The following is a 19,156-nucleotide window of genomic DNA, read 5'->3' as shown; positions in this document are numbered from 1 at the left end:
CTTTAAATCAATTTGATCAATTTTTTATTAAGCCTTGTTTATCCCCTCTATAAGTCTGAATCTACTGTTATTTAATAGGAGTAGATTGTTATGCGTGTTATTTTGTGTGAAAAACCCGATCAAGGAAAAGCAGTCGCTAAAACATTAGGTATTACCCAGTCTAAAAAAGGCTATATTGAAGGCAATGGTATTGTTGTAACTTGGTGCATTGGGCACATATTGGAATTAGCTATGCCCGATAGTTATGATGAAAAGTATAAAAATTGGTCGATTGAACATTTACCTATCATACCTAATCATTGGAAGTATAATGTTTCATCTAGAACAGCTAGCCAATTTAAAGTAGTCAAGCAGTTATTACAAAAAGCCTCTGAAGTTATTATTGGCACAGATGCTGATCGTGAAGGAGAATTAATCGCTCGTGAAGTTATGGTATTTTGTAGCTATAAAGGTCCTGTTAAAAGACTCTGGTACAGTGCTTTAAATACTACTGCTATTAAAAAAGCATGGAATGATATACAAGAGGGTGAAAAAACTTATCCGCTCTATCTATCTGCCCTAGCTCGTAGTAAGGCCGATTGGTTGGTTGGATTAAACCTATCTCGTCTATTCACATTATTAGCACAACAATCTGGTTATAAAAATAAGTTACCTGTTGGTCGGGTGCAGACTCCTACTTTGAAACTTGTGGTGGATAGGGAGTTAGCCCATAAAAATTTTGTACCTATACCCTATTGGTTATTAGGTATTCAATTAAGCAGTAATGGTCAAGCTTTCAATGCCTCATGGGATGTACCCAAACAATTTGCAGATGAAGCAGGACGTTGTATTAGGCAAGAAGCAGCAATGCAAGCAACAAAGTTATTTCAAACAATAGGCCAAGCAACGGTTACTTCCATTAATACTGAACGAAAAACTAGCAATCATCCCCTACCCTTTGATTTAGCAGCATTACAATTAGCTTGTTGTAATAAATTTGGTTTTGGTGTGGATGAAACCCTTGAAATTGCACAGTCACTTTATGAAAAATATAAAGCAACTTCTTATCCTAGAACTGAATGTGGCTATTTACCTACCAGTATGCTTGGTGAAGTTCCTACAGTATTTAACGCATTAGCTAAAACAGATCCTAGTATTAGTAATTTACTTACCAAGCTAAATACCAATATGAAATCAAAATCATGGAATGATAAACAGGTGGAAAAATCATCCCATCATGGCATTATTCCAACTGATGAAGTACTTGATTTATCAACTATGTCAGAGAAAGAATTACAAGTCTATAAATTGATTAGAAGTTATTATCTTGCCCAGTTCTTACCCTTGCATGAATATGATCATACAGAAGTAATACTAAACTGTAAGGGACAAACACTCGTAGCAGTAGGTAAAAAAATAGTTGTTAATGGTTGGAAAGCATTATTATCAGGTGATTCATTAGATGATAATGAATCCGAAGAAGATACCGAACAATCAGAGAATAAAGGGCAAACACAGATATTACCACCCTTACAAGAAGGCTTAGTTTGTAAAATTAATACGGTAGATTGTCAATCTAAAAAAACCACTGCACCCCCTTTATATAATGAAGGTACGCTTGTTATGGCGATGAAGTCTGTGGCTAAATTAATTGATGATCCTAAGATCAAACAAAAACTAAGAGAAACTACAGGTATTGGAACACAGGCAACTAGATCAAATATTATTAAAAAACTAAAAGATCAGAAGTTAATCACTAAGCAAAAAGGTAAGCTCATTGCTACTGAAGCTGGACATTCGCTTATTAAAGCAGTACCTGCTGCTATATCTCATCCTGGTACAACAGGTATTTGGGAGCAAGCATTAGATATGATTGAGAAAGGCGAACTCACAATAGATAGCTTTATTCAAAAGCAATCACAATGGATCTCCACTATTGTCCAAAAGTATGGAAATACAGAGCTATCCATTAAACAAGCACCTATACCTACTGGAGATCCTTGTCCTAAATGTGGTAAACCTACCTTAAAACATAAAGGGAAAACTGTCTCATTTTGGGGATGTCCAGACTATCCAAACTGTGATGGAGTAATATTTCCAAAGACTAGAAAGAAAAATAAAAACTTTTCAAACCCAAAGAAGTAATATTAAAACTGTAAACACTGTTTACATAAATAGGGTTAATAATCTGATTAAATTAAAACTTATCTTGTCTTTATGAAAGATTTTAAACATAATATAGACTTAACCCGTTGACTACTGACGTTACAGTGGTAAACCCAGAATTATCAGCTTAGCGATGGCTCGTGTCGGCTGATATATTCGAACCAATAAGGCCGATAAAGCTCCAGGAGGGTCGGTCATTCTTTATGTAAATAGAGATTGGGGCTTTCTACTCTGAGGGTATTTTGGTTAATACCCATTTCTTATTTAAAATGCTTAGATGGATGACCTTTGACTCTTATTAGTAGGAGCTAAAGTTCATCCATTTAGGATGCTTTTTTCTGATCCAGACCCAACTGGATAAAAATTTGGGAGCCTTTTGTGCCAATTGAGGTGCCAGCTGAATAGTCATTCAGATGATTGATCTAGCTACACATAGAGATCAAGGGTTAAATTACTACTAGTGAAGATAACTGAATAATTAAATACGAGGAATTATTTAGTGTATTTGAGCTAATCAAGTAACTAACTTATGTAGCTTACTTTTCTAAAAACTTAACTATTTTACTTCATTTTTTATTTAGTTAAGTTCATTGATTGGCAAGGCTTGTACATTATTAGCCAAGCCAATAAAAAATTATTTATAAAAATACTTGACAAGTATTTTTTAATAGTTATTAATATTAGGCATGGTTGGTTAGCGTTGCTAACACCTGCCCAGTGAACCTAGACCTTTAAGGTTCAGATACAACGTTGTTGTATGGTCTTAAGCTGATTAAAGCTCTCGGAAGCATCAGCGGTCACATTAAGTGATGAGGGTTTCCTAAAGACAAATATATTTTGTAAACAGTGTTTACAAAATTATCAAAACACCCACATGGGGAAATATTTTTCCCATTGGGTAAAAGTATTTCTCCATTTTTTATTTTTAAATTTGGAGAAATATCATGACTAATACTAATCAAGCTAATACTAATACTCAATCAACTGGTGGTTTAGTTTCTGAAGGCATCGGCTATGTAAACAACATTGAATGGAGAACCAAAGATGATGGCCAATCCTTTTTAGTGTGTAAAGTAGCTGCCATTACTGGTTCACAACAATACGTTTTTACAAGTTGTGTTGTGAATGGTGAACAAGCTAAACAATTGATTGCTCAATGTATAGAAGCGTCTCAGGCTGAGAATAAAATTCTAATTCGTTTTAAAATGAGTATAAATAATCTTTATGCTTATCAAACAAACGAAGGCGACCTTGGTGCTGTTATTAATGGTTCTTTATTTGATGTTTCATACATCAAAATTGAGAATCAAGTGGTGTACCAAAGATCTGCTGAGAATGGAACTCAACAACCTGAACAAGCCCCTGCTCCTCAACCCAATGCTAATAAAGGCAATAAGTCTTATCAAGCAAAAGGTAAAGGTCAGCAAAAAGGCAAGAATAACCAAGCTAGCAATAAACAACCTGCAAAACCTCAACAACAAGGTAATGCAAGTTATGGTAGCTTCGGCCAATTCGCGTAATTTGTATTCCCCATAACATCAAGGCCTCTATTGAGGCCTTTTTTATAAAGGTAGTTGTTGATGATGGTGTTAGATATGCCACTATGCAATCCTGTATAAATGCAGGTATTGAAGCATGGGAAATCTAAATCATTTATAAATTCTACTGCTTATTATTTAAACTCCTTGGGGAAATACCTACTCCTCATGGAAATTGGTGTTTCTCCTTTAATATTTTGGAGAAATACTATGTCTGTTTTAACCATCTCACAAAAGCAACAACCTATCAAGGTTTGTACTGAGGAAACAAAAACTCAAAGTTTAGAGGAAAAGTTACGCAAGTTATTGGTGTATAAAAGGCTCTATCATAATAGAGCTGAAGCAAAAATAAAGCATGATTTAGCTTTATTTAAGCAGTTTAATATAAACTCAATAGATATATTTTACTTAGATATACCTGAGACATTAATTCAATATCCTAATCTGTTTAAACAGTATGGATTATTAACGTTTCATAACTACTCTGAGTTTAATAAATTAACTGTCTTAGAGATAGAGACTGGCTTTGTTATAGGTACAGTGAATTTTTTACCAGCATTAAAAGATAGACTACGATTATTACGTGAATCTACTGAAACTTTTAATACCTATGATGAAGCAAAACAGGCTTTAGAAAGTTCTAATTGGACACAATGGATACTACTTCATAATTATGAAGAATCAATTATTGATACAGAGAATTATGATTGGTCACTTTTAAGAAGATAGTTATTTTTTAGTCAGCATATACAATCAAGCTAAACCAATAATACTTAGCTAATCATCAACCCAATGGGGGAATACTTCCCCTTGGGCATGGTGTTTCTCCAGTATTTAATTTCATTTTATTGGAGAAATATTATGCTCATAGAAGCTATAGCGTATGAAGCGATTGATAAACAACAAGGTTTTGGTGATACTGTAGATAGTGATATTTTAAATGGTATTGCATATTTTCAAGATCAACTTAAAGGAATCTATTTTCCACCTGAATATGATGGGCCAGTTTATAGGTCAAATATAATAGTTGACAAAGTAAAACCTAAATTTGTTGAACTTAAAACACAAATTAATCTTAAACCTGTTATGGAGGGAGTTTATCCAGTTTTGTCGGTAACTCTTGTAACAGGTAAAGTGTTAGAAAATGGTGACATACAATGGATGGTTCCGATTACTAATGGACCTATCGATGATGATGAAATATTTGCAGCTGAGGAGTTTATTAGCGCAAAAATTGATGAGTTAAAAGATAAAGATAATCCTGATACTAAAATGTTAGATGAACTGATGTATTTACAAGGATTTTATGAACCACACTTTCGTTTTAGTGGGCTTGTCCGAGAAGCTCTACATCAGCTCAATCAACCATTATTAGTGCTTGATATTGATAAATCAGGTAACTATGAGATTAAACTAACTAAAATTGAGTATAACACTTGTCATGACTGCGGAATTACTGACGAGACCGTAAAATTAGATGGTGATTATTATAAATGCGAGGATTGTATTCATTTTTTTTGCGGTTATTGGTATGGTGGTGAAGAAGATGAATGGGATTAGTATTTCTCCATTATCTATTTACCAGTTATTTTATTATTAAACTTTACCCATTGGGGAAATATGATTTCCCTATGGGAAAGTATTTCTCCAGTAACTACTTTATTTATTGGAGAAATATTATTATGTCTAACAAAGAACGACGTAAAGGAAATAATGATTCACAAGTTTTAGCACAGTTCCCTAATTTAAATATATCTGAGCTAATTAATTTATCAGCAATTGAATTAGCAGACAAATATCCAGAAATATTTAAATGTTATGGTGCTTTATCTTTTGCTTGTGATAAAGACTTTTATCCTTTATCAGTATCAGAGAGTGCAGCAGGTTTCTATATAGGTACGTGGAGTGATGATGGTCCTCAAAGAGAATCTGAACATTACTATGAAACTAAAGAAATAGCTGAGCAAGCTTTACAGGAAGGCAACTGGTCACAATGGTTTCCTTGGTATTGCTAATTAGAACGATATAAGACCTCATCATATGAGGTCTTTTTTATCTAAATAAACAAAGCGAATTTTTATTTAGATAATGTATTTAAATTATTAATATCCAAAATATTCATTATCTTCACTCACATTGATAATGAATATGTCCGAATCTCAACTACTAACAATATATTCTGAAGCCCAAATAGCTAATGCTAAAAAATGGGGCAATCGTTTTATTAAACTAACTGAACACATTGATCTCTTTCAAAAAAAATTTCTAATAGATTATCTGAGAATAACTAATCAACGCTTATTTTGGATCTTTCAAATTAATGAGCATGAGGTAGTTGCAAGATTTTATAATCATTATTTGTACTTTGATGGAAAGCTTGTCTGGTATCATACGGATTGTAACAGTAAAATATATAACCATAACAATCCATTCTCTAAGGCTCAATATATTAATCGTAGACTGGCTACTAAATATCGAGATTTAATACTGAAAAATGGTACTACAAAAGATATCCTCTTATTTGCAACAAGTTTTAGTTCAGACTCTTATTTATTTACTAAAAATATCGCTGAGCAAGTATTTAGTAAGCTAGCTAAGAAATATTTCCCTTATGTACATGAGCAGCATAATGCTCAAACAGTTAATTTATCAGAAATCCCACGTGCTAACCTCTATATAGCTCATTTTAGAAGGTTTGTCTTGGGTAAACAAAAATACTATATCTCTTTATTAGGCGCTCAATTAAAATCGTTTAACGCACTATTAGACCAACAAATATTAAAACTCATTAGAGGGGTACGTTGCCCAGATTATCGACTATATAATTGGTTAGCATCAGGTAACTCTCTATACAGATGCCAAGCATTAAAAGCCCAACCCCTTTTAATTAGTTATAGCCTTCTTTGTAATGAGGGATATCCTGAATACATGTATTCATTAGGGTTGTATTTTTTGGTATCAAATAAAAAAACACTCCTTCCTTGGTCTGAAATAGAGGCTATTCCAAAACCAAAAATTGTTAGAGGCAAGCATATAAGTAAAAAATACCCACTTCATGAAAGATATCATGTAGTCGGCAGTATTAAAGACTATGTTTATAATATTATTTCAACCACTGTTGATACAGGTCTCCCACTAAATGAAGTATTAGCAATGCTTTTTGCAAGTTCTTTAAAATCAATTAAAGCAATTGGTAAAGTTAGGATATATGACTTTGGAAGTGCGTTAAACTTTTTATATAATGATGAGCAATGGTCTTGGCTATTTACAGGTGTTACTCTTAATAATTTAACCCCAAAAAATAAAAATGAGTGGGATACTTGGAAAACTGTTTATAGCTTTTTTGAACACTATGAAATAAAAAACTGGTCTGTTTTATTGAAAGGGATAAAACAGCCCTTCTCAAAAGAAAGAATTGCTGAGTATAATGGTATTAAAGCAGATCTATCTGAAATACTCTCTAAAATCACCAATCATGGGGATTATCCAAATAGATGTAATAAGCTTCTCTCATTCATTAAACATCATGCTACCTTATCACAAATTAAAAATATAATTAATGAATACCATGATATATCAGTCACTATAAGAGATGAGCTATTAGCTAATCATGAAACCATGAGTAAAAATACTCAATGGGTAGGTATGTTAGTCTCAAACAATATTAAAACACCCAATGGATTAATAATTAAAGAGCTATTAACACCTTTTGAACTAAAAGAAGAAGCTAATAATCTTTCTCATTGTGTAGATGGTTACTATTATGAAACCTTCTCAGGTGAGTCAAGAATTTTATCTATACAAGATAATGGTCTCTCATTAGCCACTGCTGAAATGTGTTTAGAAACAGATATTAGAAAAAAAAGCTTTAAAGTCATTATTAAATGTTGGCAATTTCGTGGTTATGATAACAAGCAGCCCCCACAAAAAGCACAAGAAGCCTTTAATTGGTTTCTAAAACAGATGCAAAGCAATAGATTAGAAGTTAACTCTTATTGGCCTGATGAAAGATATAAAATAAAAAATATAGAACACGTTCATCATGAACTATCCAAAAGAATAGCTCAATGGATTAACAAAAGAATTGCACACTTAGCTAAATAAAAACGACCAATTTTTATTTAGCTGCTTTAAAAGTATTGTTCCTATGTAACAGTTAGCTTAATGGTTTTTCACATGGAGCTAACTTAATGCAAAAAATATTATTCGTTTTATTATCTTCTCTTACCCTATTTGGATGTACTTCTACTACGTCTAAAAAAGCACCTTCTTCAGCCGTTCAACATGAAGCAACGATTATCAATCATAATTCAAGCAGTAATCGTAACCCTGAAGCATTAACCCCTGATCTCTACCCTGAAGGTGCACAGCCCACTCCAGAACCTGTTATTCGCTATGGTCGATATAATCTCACCACAGCCAAGCCAACGGCTGAACAACAGGATTTAATGGCTCAGATTATCACGACTAACATACCAAGTAATGTCAATAATCCAACGGTTAAAGATGCGATGAGTTATGTGATGACCCGATCAGGATATGATCTGTGCCCTATCACTACCAGTAAAGAGGTGCGTATTCTCTATACACGTTCCTTACCTGCTGCACATTATAAGTTAGGTCCTATTACCCTTAGAAATGCCTTACAAATCCTTGCAGGACCTGCCTATAAGGTTCAGATAGATGAAGTAAATAGACGTGTTTGCTTTACTGTAAGGGATGATTATCAACTCACTCAAATAGCCTCACCAAAAGTAACCCAAGCTGTTAAAGCTCCTGAAGTAAAGAAAGACCCCACAGGAGCAAAATAAATGAAAGACATATTAAATAAGCTCTGTAATTTTTTAGATAGTAAGCCTTTTATTTACACTTCCATCGCTTTGCTATGGCTTTTTATTGCCTACCAAACATATTCCAGAGATAACTTATCTGATCAAATTAAGGTACAACAAAATCAGCTTACTGAATTAAATGAACGTATTTCCAATGATAAAGAGCAGATTAATGTATTAGTCCGTGATGGCCAAAGTACTTATAAGACTGTTAAAGAAATGGAAAAAACAGTGGTAAGTTTATCTAGACGGACGGATGAAGTTCAGCAGTATCAATTAGATCAAGCCTTAAACCAAAAACGAGAAGATGATAATAGACCTAGCTTTGAGGATTTAAGTACCCTGCAAAACCAAATGAGTACCTTACAATTTCAGTTAAAAGACTTAAATCAGAGAGTCTATGAGTTAAATAAAACTAATATTACAGCTGCTATTAATAAACAACATCAAACAAGTCCACTAAGTATTACCGTTGACTCCCCTGCTATAGCACAACAAAAAAAGCCTGTAGTAAAAACCTTAGTTCCTCCTTTCTCAGTGCTAGGTATTGAGTCTCGTGGTGGAGAGTTGTTTGTCTCTGTTGCTCCTTCTAAGTCATATAGTCTGAATCAAATTAAATTATTACGCACAGGTGATAGTTACCGTAGTTGGCAACTGAAAAGCATTAGAACAAATGCAGTTGTATTTAATGTAGGTACTCGCCAACAAGTTATTACTATTCGTTAATGGAGTTTAATCATGTTCAACAAAAAAATAGTGTCTATCGTTTTATTAAGTATTACCACCTCTTATACGTACGCTAAATTGCCTACGCCCAATTCTCCTACAATGCAAACACAACAAACTGAACAAAAGCTTGGTAGTGTTAATCAAAGCTATTCCTCTATTACAGAGAGTACCCAAAAAAAATACCAAGAAGAACAAGCTGCTCGGTGGGGAGTCACTGAGCAAGAGTGGCAAAAGTTTGAGGAGATTAAGAAGGGACCTCGTGGATATTGGTCGCCTAACCTAGATCCCTTAACAACACTAGGTATTGAAGCTGAAACAGATGCAGAACGTCAAAAATACGCTGAACTACAAGTAAAGATGGAGTTTGAACGTGTCGAAAAAGAATTAGCTTATCAAAGAGCTTATACAGCAGCATTTAAACGCCTTTACCCTAATAGATTACCTGTAGAAAATTTAGGTAAAGCTAAAGTCACTAATGACTCTATGTCTGTAGCAACAAGCCAACGTCTCTCGGTATTTATCAAACAAAATTGTGCTACGTGTGATAAGCAAGTCAAAGACCTTCAAAAAACCAATGTAAACTTTGATATTTATATGATTGACAGTAATAACGATGACAGTGTTATTAGGAAATGGGCAACTAAAACAGGCATTACACCTCAGAAAGTTCTTAGTAAATCAATCACCCTTAATCATGGTTCTAAGCTCTGGAAAACAGTAGGTAATGACAGTATTCCCTTACCTGCCACATTCCAAGAGGTCAACGGACAATTAGTTCGTAGTAAGTAATTAACTGTTTCGGCTCATAGACAGGGATGTCATTTTTTTATTAGGTAATCTCTATGTTAAATATAAATAGTATAAATACTTTTTTTATCAGTATATGTCTTGTTTGTTCTAGTGCAATTACAATGGCTAATCCAGATAAGCAGCTTACTGTAGTAGTTGATCGTAGTAATAGTTCAGCTCTTAAATACTACCAATCTTTGAATGTGCAAGATAATTCAAAACCTATCAAAAAAATACCTGCTCTAAACATTAAGCCAGTCAATGAAGCTGCCATGTTACCCATTATTAGTGACAAACTTTCTCCTGGTAAAGTTGAACCAAGAGTTATCAATGCTAATGGACTTATCAGGCCTTTTTTTATGATAGGTGATGATGACCTATCAGTAGCTTGGTTAAAAGAACGTGTCGTGGCATTAGAAAAGCTACAAGCAGTCGGTTTAGTGGTTAATGTAAAAACTAATAGCAGCTTAAATCAGTTAAAAAAACTAGCTCCTAATTTAATGATATTACCTGTTTCTGGTGATGATATTGCTGATCGTTTAGCACTCTCCCACTACCCTGTATTAATTACTGCCACAGCCATTGAGCAGTAACCAAAAGGCTTTTTACGAGGGAAAAGGCTATGGCAAAAAAGCATATACTTGAAACTAAACTAAGACCACCTGTTGAACTCTATACAGCTGCTGTATGTTTTAGTTCGGCAGGTTTATGTTTATATTCTCCTTGGGCTTTTGCCCTCACCCCACAAATTGGGATTTACACTGCGTTAGGCTTTGGTGCGTTTGGTGCAGTGCGAGCTAAAGAAGGCTACGAGGTGTTACGTTATCAACGTAATATTAAACGTTTACCTCGTTATGAAATGACCTCTAAACAAGTACCTGTTAGCAAACAATACCTTTTTATGGGTAAAGGTTTTAAATGGACTAGAGAGCATACTCAACGTTTATTGGATGCAGAAGATCCTAATGTTCAGAAGTATATTACGCCTTCGGGTTTATTTAATTTTGCTCGTTATTTAGAAAAGAAACTTGAAAATACCCCGTTATCCTCTATTGCTAAGTTTACCCAAAAAGATGCCTGGTATAACCCAGTGCGACCATTACCCCCTGTTGGTGGTAAATCCACTATACATGGTGTAGAACCGAATGAAGCAGATGCTTATTTACCTTTGGGCGAGCGTGTTGGTCATACCGTTGTTTTTGGTACGACTCGTGTGGGTAAAACTAGGCTTTGCGAGCTCTATGTAACCCAAGACATTCATCGTGGTGATGTGGTTATTGTATTTGACCCGAAAGGTGACGCTGATCTTCTTAAACGTGTCTATGCAGAATGTAAACGTGCAGGTCGTTTAAATGAGTTTTATATGTTCCATCTAGGCCACCCTGAATTATCAGCTCGTTATAACGCGGTAGGACGTTTTGGACGTGTTTCTGAGGTAGCTTCTAGGGTAGCAGGTCAATTAAGTGGATCGGGTAATAGTGCAGCATTTAAAGAGTTTGCTTGGCGATTTGTGAATATTATTGCTAGAGCCTTAGTAGGCCTTGGTAAACGCCCTGATTATGCACAAATTGCCCGTTATGTGATCAATATGGATGAGTTATTTGTTGAGTATGCCATGACGTATTTCAATAAACATCAACCTAATGCTGCTGAAATAATTGTAAAAATTGAAGGCAGTATAGATGAAAGAAATCTACCTTTTAATATGAAAGGCAGGGAAAGACGGGTTATTGCTATTGATCAGTATATTTCGGCCTCTAAAACCTATGAGCCCGTGTTGGATGGTTTACGTTCAGCAATACGTTATGATAAAACTTACTTTGATAAGATTGTGGCTTCCCTACTGCCTTTACTTGAGAAGCTCACCTCTGGTAAGACCGCTGAATTATTAGCTCCTAATTATTCAGATTTAACGGATGATCGCCCAATCTTTGATTGGATGCAGGTTATTCGTAAACGTGGTGTGGTGTATGTTGGCCTTGATGCAATGTCGGATACAGAAGTTGCTGCTGCTGTGGGGAACTCGATGTTTGCTGATTTAGTATCCGTAGCAGGTTGGATTTATAAGCATGGTATAAATGAAGGTTTACCAGGCGCAGCTGATACTAAAAAAATACCTATTAATATTCATGCGGATGAGTTCAATGAGTTAATGGGCGATGAGTTTATTCCTTTAATCAATAAAGGGGGGGGTGCAGGTATTCAAGTGACTGCTTATACGCAAACCCTAAGTGATATTGAAGCACGTATAGGCAATGCGGCTAAAGCAGGTCAGGTAATAGGTAACTTTAATAATCTGCAAATGCTTAGAGTACGTGAACCTAAAACGGGGGAGTTACTCACTAACCAATTACCTAAAGTAAATATTTTAACCAATACCCTCGTATCGGGTGCTACGGATGTAGCAGATCCAACAGCCAATACAGAGTTTACATCCTCATCACAAGATCGTGTTAGTCAAACCAGTGTACCTATGCTAGAACCTGCCATTATGACTAAGCTACCTAAAGGTCAGATGTTTTCATTGCAAGAAGGTGGAGAATTATGGAAAGTAAGAATGCCATTACCTAAACCCGATCCTGATGACATTCTTCCTGAAAACCTTCAGGACATTGTTAATGATATGCGTAATACCTATAACGCCAGTGCAGGTGAATGGTGGAAATCATCAATAACAGGTCCTACTACCATTGATGGCTTTAATGAGCTAATACAATCCTATACTGATATACCTGCAACAATACCTGATGAGGTGATTGATCAGGATTTTTTAAATGATATTTCTATGACTAATCAAGTACAAGAGCCTATAGCGCAATATGATTATTTGGATGAATAGTAATGTTTCCTATGACTAATATAAACAATACCAAAACTGTTATCGAATCTATCACCCTTTTTAACTGTGAAGATCAAAGCTCTCCTTCGGAGTTGTTACAACAAACGGTGAGTAAAGAAAGCCTATTTAAATTGGACTCTGAAGAAATGCTAATAGATGAATTACAGAAACTTGGTTTTTTACCAAGAAAGGTGGATGTGCAGTTAGGCAACAAGTATACCAATGAATTAGAGTCACCTAAAGAAGCATTAATGGTAGAAGATCCCTGTGTAGGCTCTGTTTTACTGTATTTAAATATAGATATTTCTAGTATTCATTAAGGAATCACTATGTCTAGCTCAGTCAGTGCCGCAGAAAATGTACAAAATAAACGTCAGGGAATGTTAGGTAAACTCATTAGTTTATTGATACGTATTTTTATGATTTTACTATTTTCTTTATTCTTATCGGTTATTTTTGAATGGATGGGCATCTATTTCTTCTGGAATAACGAGGGATGGCACCACAGTGAGCAGATGTTTAAAGTGGAGTTAGGATGGCTTAATGATAGTTTCAAGCAATCGCTATTAATGGCTGAACCTGTCACTACTGCCCATTGGTTATTAGATCAAGCTTATACATGGGGATTTGAGAAAACTGGCTTTGTTGAGTTTACCCAAAAAGCGCGCTATAACAGTATGTATGGTAGTGATATAAGTAGCACCTTATCTTCAATCTATATAACCATTGAAGATTATCTAATGGCCATTATTTATGTCACATTAACATTTATTGTTAGATTAAGTGTTCTAATCTTATCTATTCCATTATTTGCATTGGCTTCCCTAACAGGTATTACAGAAGGTTTAGTAAGACGGGATCTACGTCGCTTTGGTGCAGGTCGTGAGTCTAGCTTTATCTATCATCGAGCTAAACGGTATATTCCAACATTAACTGTTGCGCCCTGGTTAATTTATTTATCTTGCCCTATTTCTGTAAACCCATTGTTAATACTGATGCCTTGTGCTTTTGCACTTGGTTTAGCAATTACTATTACTGCTGCAACGTTTAAAAAATATTTATAAGGAGTTCTTTATGGCCATTCAACACACTTCTAGTTATTTAGTTGTACCTCACACTATTGAACAAAAATCAGGATTTATAAATAAACTGTTTAAGAACAAAGAACAGCCTAAAACACCTGAGACACTGTTATTTAATAATCAAATCCAAGAACACATGAAACATTATGAAGAACAAGGCTATGAATTAGTGAGTACTCAAGCCCTACTCCGCGCAATAGATTTATTGCCAACGGAGCAAGGTATTACTACTGGATCTGCTTACAATATTACGGATGGGATAGTGTTTTTTTGGAAAAGAATTAAATAACCCAATCATTAGCATTTTTTCGGGGTACTTTACGGTGTGACAACAAGACTGGTTCACCCCAATTAAAAAGGGATACAGATACTCTTTGCTTTTTCCCAAAAAACAAAGTATTAAAAAAAGCTTTAACACTTCCCCAGATAGGCAGTTCCAAATCTGCCATTAATGGATAACCTTTAGGGTATTTCTTTTTTTCAAACCAGTAAGTTAGTCTTGAATAAATAAACAAAAGCCACATTATTACGCCTGTGGAAACTGAACTTAATAAATAACTAGGTATTTTATCCATATCATTTATCAGCATATCAAATCCATAATTTACATAGATAAACCCTAATGCTATAAAACAAACAGGCATTGCATTAAAAATCAATATGAGCATAAAAAAAGCAATAAATCTCTCTGATAAAGAAGCTTTAGCTTCTAAGGCTGTCTGATCTATTGGCTCCTCCTGTCCTGAAAAACGCCCACAAATATTAACAGGTACATAAGGATCGCTAGTTACAAATAACTGAATAACAACATATTCTTGAGGATTAAGAAAATCAAATCTTAACCTTAACTTATTTGTTTCAATCTTTTCTAAACTACAGCTTATCTCCTCATATACTGGAATTACATCATAACCTGCTAGTTCAGTATTTTTATCTATTTCTATAATTAATGGATTTTTTTTAGGGAAATCTTTTTTGGTAATCGCCTGATTGCCTGTATTCCAGATTAAAAGACCAATTACATAAATACCTTTATATTGATCCCCTGCTTCATTTACTATTTTAAAAGGAATTACTTCAGGCAACTCCGCTACAATACACCTATTAATAATCTTTGCCTCTAATTTTTTAAAAGGATGAGATTTCTTTTTCCCAAAAAAAGCAGGAAATAATCTGGCAATTTTTAATAAAGGTGACAATAATTCTGAAAAAAACATCATTTTTTCTTCTCCTTTCGGGATTTCAGTATAATTTGCACCTCTCTATCATTTTTTAACTGCTGAAAAAGTTCATCAACTTCTTCGTAAGGGTAAGGTTCTGCTCCATGAAGAAATCTCTTAGCAGACAACTCATAATAATATTTCATGTTTTTTATTTTATTTTTGGCATCATTCCTAATAGTTTTAATAGGAGTTAAATTTGAAGAAGATAAGTTATCTTTCAGTTCACTAGTCAGATACTCTTTAAAATCATTTCTACTTTTGCGTTCTTTAAGTGAATATAGCAAATGAGACATAAAAATTATACATAACTGTTGACTTATAAAAGACTTAAATTCGGATGCAATACTCTCCATTGCCCTTGATATATCATTTGTATAAAACAAAATATTATAAAAGTCCATAAACTGCTTAATATAAATATCTGCAACCTCTTTGTCAGTTGCTATTAGAAAACCAAAAGGACTTCCCATAGGTATTTCTACAGATTCTAGAATACCTAGACCATTGCAACTTGCTAATACCACACCAAAATTATTTTTAGTATATTTATTAATGTCTATAAAATATGGAATAAGCTCATCCCATTTCACAAGTTTATTAGTGGATGAAATCATTAAGCCTAAATTACTCTTATGACCATGACACTCGAAGTGTAAAATAGGGAATTCTCCTTCTTTTTTAACATTCTCGTTTATCTTTTCTAATAAATTTTCCAACATTGGTTTATTATGGATTTTACAATACTTAAGGGTAAATGATCCGTTATTGCCAGTAAGATTTTTAAGAAGAAGCTCTGCTGTATTTATCCTATCTTTACAATCTTCCACAGCCTCTTGAGGTAGTTCAATAATTTTATCCTCACCACCAAGCATATCTATAATATAAAGATGCGAGAATTTAAATTTTATCTCACCTAGCTTTTTTACTCCTTTGTCCATAATTATAACTCCTTTATAAAAGCCATTCATAATACAATTAAAATTAATCAAGTACTTAAGAATTAAATATATCCTTTCTAAATAAAAATGACCAATTTTTATTTAGACACTGTTTTTGTTCTGTTTTTATTAGATCCTCATTAAGCACTGAAACATCATTTATTGGAGTTTGTTTAATGAGCATTTTTATAAGATCTTTCATTATTATTTTTAGTTTATTTAGTTTTAATGCAATGGCAGGTTCAGATTATGAACGTGAGCAACTGCGTTTAATGTTAATTCAATTAGATAATATTGATGTCTTAGCAAGTCAGAGTAAGGCTAATTCAACTACTTCTGTAAATGATCGTTTTAGTTTTGATTACCCTGGACTAAAAAAAGATATACAAGCTATTCGTCAAGGTCTTTTACATTACCTTGAACCATCACGTGCTCAACCGAGACAGTTATTTGAACTTAATACAGATTATCGTATTGATAACAAGGGATCTGCTCATGAATGATGCACAAAGCAGCGCATTCCAAAATGCTGCGGGTTTTTCGATTGATCGGTTAAGTCTCTTAAATTCAGCCTTTATCGCAACTATTGCTTTCTTATGGGCAGCATGGACTGTTGTTACTTTATATAGAGGGTGGGCTTCAGGAAACTTAACTTTTGCCAAACTCAGTGGTGGTGTAATTCGTATAGCCTGTGGTCTAGGGATCTTCTTTTATGTTGTGCTTTAGGAGACTCAATGCATGTTAAAACGATTTAAACAAATGAAAAAAGAGCATTTAGCTTTAATTATGTGTGCCCTAGCTTATGGTAATGCACATGCCAAATTACCTGCGGTGCAAAATCCTAACGATTCAGGTGGCTTACTGGATCAGATTTTTGAATGGATTAAAGCAGGTTCTAATATCATCGGTATTGGTATCTGTGTCATTGCTTTTATCGCTGTAGCTTGGTATGGCGTAGCTGTTTACTCTGATGTACAAAAAGGTAAAAAAACTTGGGCAGAACTGGGCATGTGTATCTTAGTGGGTGCTGTGCTAATTGTGATTGCTATTTGGCTTCTTAACCAAGCTAATGAAGCAGCTTCAAGTCGATAAGGGGTTCTGTTTATGGAAGAACGTGACTTCTACAATCATGAAGGGACTGTTACTTTCATACCTGAGCGTCTCAACAAGTTCCCCGTAGTATTACGGGGACTCACCTCTGATGAGTTAATAGTGACCTTTGTTGCAGGGTTAATCGTAGGTACTGTGATCGGTATTATGGTTTTTATCATTGTAGGTAAGGCCTTTTTAATACCTACCTCTATGATGCTTGTTACTGCCATTGCCTTATGGATTACCTCAACTACTTTAAGACGCGCTAAACGTAATAAGCCAGACACCTGGTTTTATCGAAAAATCCAGTGGACTGCCCAGTTTGGGTGGGGGTACCAATTGGGTAAGGCACTCATTATTCGTTCGGGTCATTGGTCTATCAGACGTACAGAACCTTTTCGTGAAAAACTTATTAATAAATTAAATCATTTAGACGAGGAAGAACAAGTCGATGAGTAAATTTAAAAATGCTTCTGATGCTAAAGACTCTCATATTAAGACACTTAGAATAGTTATTTTAGCTCTATTTATTCTATGTTTGTATTTAGGTTATGGGTGGTCTAAATCTCCAGAAAAGCTAACCGTACATGTACCTCCAGATCTTAGAGCAGGTAGTACACGTTTATGGTGGGATATTCCACCTGAAAATGTGTATGGTTTTGCATTGTATTTATTTACCCAAATCAATCGTTGGCCGAGCAATGGCGAGGTTGATTACAAAAATAATATTAATGCTTATCAGCATTTTATAACGCCTAAGTGTAAGGCAGTGCTTGAAGATGATTACGAAACACGTAGTTATGCAGGTGAGCTCCGTAATCGGGTGCGTGGCGTGTATGAAATTCTAGGGCGTGGCTATGCAGATAATCCCACTCATCGAGTTAAGCAACTGGATAGGAATACTTGGCAAGTCAATCTCGATTTAAATGCTGATGAATACTATCTCTCTGAGCCAGTAAAAAGAGCAGTTGCCCGTTATCCACTGCGGATTATTCGGTTTGATACAGATCCTGAAAGAAATCCGTATGGCTTAATGCTTGATTGCTTTATCACCACACCTCAGAAACTCGAAATACCAGAGGGGAAATAGATAATGTTTAGATATGTAAAACATTTAAGATATATAAACTATGTAAAAAAGTGGTTAATGTTAGGCTTATTCACAATATTACCAATAACAGCTTCAGCTGTAGAGATATTAAAGTGGGAACGTTTACCCCTTGCAGTCCCTTTAGTATTAGGTCAAGAGCGGGTTATTTTTTTAGATAAGAATGTTCGTGTTGGTGTTGATGGTTCTCTTAGAAATAAGCTTAGAGTGCAATCTACAGGTGGAGCATTGTACTTATTGGCCAATGATCAGATCGCCCCTTCTCGTCTGCAAGTACAAGTAGTGGAAACAGGTGAAATTATCCTGATAGATATTGCTACTATTGAGGGTGATCGAGCACTTGAACCTGTGCGTATCATTGACGCTAAAGATGCACAGCTAAGTCTTACAGATGATGAGCAACAATACCATGATGCACAAGTAGCAAAGTCAATTAAAACCCCTGCCCCTATCGCTTTAACTCGTTATGCTGCTCAATCTTTGTATGCACCACTACGCACTATTGAACCCATACCAGGTATTAGTCGAGTACCTATTAGAGTTACGCAAGCACAATTAAAAACATTACTACCCACCTATCCTATAGAAGCTAACGCATTAATTGCATGGCGATTAGGTGATCATTATGTAACGGCTATTAAGCTTGTTAATAAAGGATTTACTAAGATCAATTTAGATCCTCGTAAGCTTCAGGGTAATTTTTATGCAGCTACTTTTCAACACAGTTACTTAGGTGAGATTAAAACTGCTGAAGATACCACCACACTCTACCTAGTGACTCAAGGTGCAGGGCTTGAGCGATTTCTATTTACTTCAATAAGTAAGACAAAGGAGTAATAGC

Annotated in this window: 22 protein-coding genes; 20 read left to right on the top strand and 2 right to left on the bottom strand. The window is 34.7% G+C overall.

The window, feature by feature from the left end; all coding sequences use genetic code 11:
* Nucleotides 1–90: 90 nt before the first annotated feature.
* From MTZ49_RS10860 to MTZ49_RS10795, 14 genes are all read left to right on the top strand, one after another.
* Complete coding sequence (locus tag MTZ49_RS10860; RefSeq protein ID WP_264745569.1) at nt 91–2,124, top strand: DNA topoisomerase III; 2,034 nt, start codon at nt 91–93, stop codon at nt 2,122–2,124.
* A 965-nt stretch (nt 2,125–3,089) separates the two neighbouring features.
* Nucleotides 3,090–3,665 carry a DUF3577 domain-containing protein gene (locus MTZ49_RS10855; RefSeq protein ID WP_264745568.1) on the top strand — a complete coding sequence of 192 codons (576 nt, stop codon included), beginning with the start codon at nt 3,090–3,092 and terminating at the stop codon, nt 3,663–3,665.
* Nucleotides 3,666–3,893: 228 nt separating this feature from the next.
* On the top strand, nt 3,894–4,412 hold the full coding sequence (locus MTZ49_RS10850) for a hypothetical protein (RefSeq protein ID WP_264745567.1): 519 nt from the start codon (nt 3,894–3,896) through the stop codon (nt 4,410–4,412).
* 132 nt (nt 4,413–4,544) lie between these two features.
* Nucleotides 4,545–5,243, top strand: coding sequence for a hypothetical protein (locus tag MTZ49_RS10845; protein WP_264745566.1), 699 nt, complete (start codon nt 4,545–4,547; stop codon nt 5,241–5,243).
* A gap of 122 nt (nt 5,244–5,365) precedes the next feature.
* Entirely contained in the window at nt 5,366–5,698 is a 333-nt protein-coding gene (locus MTZ49_RS15815) for a hypothetical protein (protein ID WP_413774147.1), read from the top strand.
* Between the two features lie 133 nt (nt 5,699–5,831).
* Nucleotides 5,832–7,787 carry a PcfJ domain-containing protein gene (locus tag MTZ49_RS10835; RefSeq protein ID WP_264745565.1) on the top strand — a complete coding sequence of 652 codons (1,956 nt, stop codon included), beginning with the start codon at nt 5,832–5,834 and terminating at the stop codon, nt 7,785–7,787.
* Nucleotides 7,788–7,873: 86 nt separating this feature from the next.
* Nucleotides 7,874–8,494, top strand: a complete 621-nt coding sequence (locus tag MTZ49_RS10830; RefSeq protein WP_264745564.1) for a PilL N-terminal domain-containing protein — start codon at nt 7,874–7,876, stop codon at nt 8,492–8,494.
* Entirely contained in the window at nt 8,495–9,241 is a 747-nt protein-coding gene (locus tag MTZ49_RS10825; RefSeq protein ID WP_264745563.1) for a hypothetical protein, read from the top strand.
* Nucleotides 9,242–9,253: 12 nt separating this feature from the next.
* Nucleotides 9,254–10,033, top strand: a complete 780-nt coding sequence (locus MTZ49_RS10820; RefSeq protein ID WP_264745562.1) for a TIGR03759 family integrating conjugative element protein — start codon at nt 9,254–9,256, stop codon at nt 10,031–10,033.
* A 122-nt stretch (nt 10,034–10,155) separates the two neighbouring features.
* The gene (locus MTZ49_RS10815) at nt 10,156–10,626 is read left to right on the top strand and encodes an integrating conjugative element protein (protein ID WP_264745561.1); all 471 of its coding nucleotides are present in this window, start codon (nt 10,156–10,158) and stop codon (nt 10,624–10,626) included.
* Nucleotides 10,627–10,655: 29 nt separating this feature from the next.
* Nucleotides 10,656–12,872, top strand: a complete 2,217-nt coding sequence (gene traD / locus MTZ49_RS10810) for a type IV conjugative transfer system coupling protein TraD (RefSeq protein WP_264745560.1) — start codon at nt 10,656–10,658, stop codon at nt 12,870–12,872.
* An 11-nt stretch (nt 12,873–12,883) separates the two neighbouring features.
* Nucleotides 12,884–13,192 (top strand): hypothetical protein, encoded by a 309-nt coding sequence (locus tag MTZ49_RS10805; RefSeq protein WP_264745559.1) that lies wholly within the window; start codon nt 12,884–12,886, stop codon nt 13,190–13,192.
* Between the two features lie 9 nt (nt 13,193–13,201).
* Nucleotides 13,202–13,936 carry a TIGR03747 family integrating conjugative element membrane protein gene (locus MTZ49_RS10800; protein WP_264745558.1) on the top strand — a complete coding sequence of 245 codons (735 nt, stop codon included), beginning with the start codon at nt 13,202–13,204 and terminating at the stop codon, nt 13,934–13,936.
* Between the two features lie 10 nt (nt 13,937–13,946).
* Nucleotides 13,947–14,243, top strand: coding sequence for a hypothetical protein (locus tag MTZ49_RS10795; protein WP_264745557.1), 297 nt, complete (start codon nt 13,947–13,949; stop codon nt 14,241–14,243).
* Here MTZ49_RS10795 and MTZ49_RS10790 read toward each other — a convergent pair.
* Complete coding sequence (locus MTZ49_RS10790; RefSeq protein ID WP_264745556.1) at nt 14,236–15,153, bottom strand: hypothetical protein; 918 nt, start codon at nt 15,151–15,153, stop codon at nt 14,236–14,238. The genes MTZ49_RS10795 and MTZ49_RS10790 overlap by 8 nt on opposite strands.
* 17 nt (nt 15,154–15,170) lie before the next feature.
* Nucleotides 15,171–16,115: a hypothetical protein gene (locus MTZ49_RS10785; RefSeq protein WP_264745555.1), complete on the bottom strand. Its 945-nt coding sequence runs from the start codon at nt 16,113–16,115 to the stop codon at nt 15,171–15,173.
* Between the two features lie 176 nt (nt 16,116–16,291).
* Between MTZ49_RS10785 and MTZ49_RS10780 the strand changes: the two genes are divergently transcribed.
* Genes MTZ49_RS10780 through MTZ49_RS10755 form a run of 6 tightly spaced genes read left to right on the top strand, consistent with a single transcriptional unit; the run spans nt 16,292 to nt 19,152 of the window.
* Nucleotides 16,292–16,618 (top strand): RAQPRD family integrative conjugative element protein, encoded by a 327-nt coding sequence (locus tag MTZ49_RS10780; protein ID WP_264745554.1) that lies wholly within the window; start codon nt 16,292–16,294, stop codon nt 16,616–16,618.
* Nucleotides 16,611–16,841, top strand: coding sequence for a TIGR03758 family integrating conjugative element protein (locus MTZ49_RS10775; RefSeq protein WP_264745553.1), 231 nt, complete (start codon nt 16,611–16,613; stop codon nt 16,839–16,841). The genes MTZ49_RS10780 and MTZ49_RS10775 overlap by 8 nt, the downstream gene beginning before the upstream one ends.
* A 12-nt stretch (nt 16,842–16,853) precedes the next feature.
* Nucleotides 16,854–17,207: a TIGR03745 family integrating conjugative element membrane protein gene (locus MTZ49_RS10770; protein ID WP_264745552.1), complete on the top strand. Its 354-nt coding sequence runs from the start codon at nt 16,854–16,856 to the stop codon at nt 17,205–17,207.
* Nucleotides 17,208–17,219: 12 nt separating this feature from the next.
* Nucleotides 17,220–17,666, top strand: a complete 447-nt coding sequence (locus MTZ49_RS10765; protein WP_264745551.1) for a TIGR03750 family conjugal transfer protein — start codon at nt 17,220–17,222, stop codon at nt 17,664–17,666.
* The gene (locus tag MTZ49_RS10760; RefSeq protein ID WP_264745550.1) at nt 17,659–18,297 is read left to right on the top strand and encodes a PFL_4703 family integrating conjugative element protein; all 639 of its coding nucleotides are present in this window, start codon (nt 17,659–17,661) and stop codon (nt 18,295–18,297) included. Before MTZ49_RS10765 ends, MTZ49_RS10760 begins: the two co-directional genes overlap by 8 nt.
* Nucleotides 18,298–18,300: 3 nt before the next feature.
* Nucleotides 18,301–19,152 carry a TIGR03749 family integrating conjugative element protein gene (locus MTZ49_RS10755; protein ID WP_413774146.1) on the top strand — a complete coding sequence of 284 codons (852 nt, stop codon included), beginning with the start codon at nt 18,301–18,303 and terminating at the stop codon, nt 19,150–19,152.
* Nucleotides 19,153–19,156 lie beyond the last annotated feature (4 nt).

It is taken from the genome of Entomomonas sp. E2T0, assembly GCF_025985425.1.
Classification (GTDB): domain Bacteria; phylum Pseudomonadota; class Gammaproteobacteria; order Pseudomonadales; family Pseudomonadaceae; genus Entomomonas.
The sequence above is the reverse complement of the archived record's forward strand: the minus strand, read 5'-3'. Positions and strand labels throughout refer to the sequence as shown.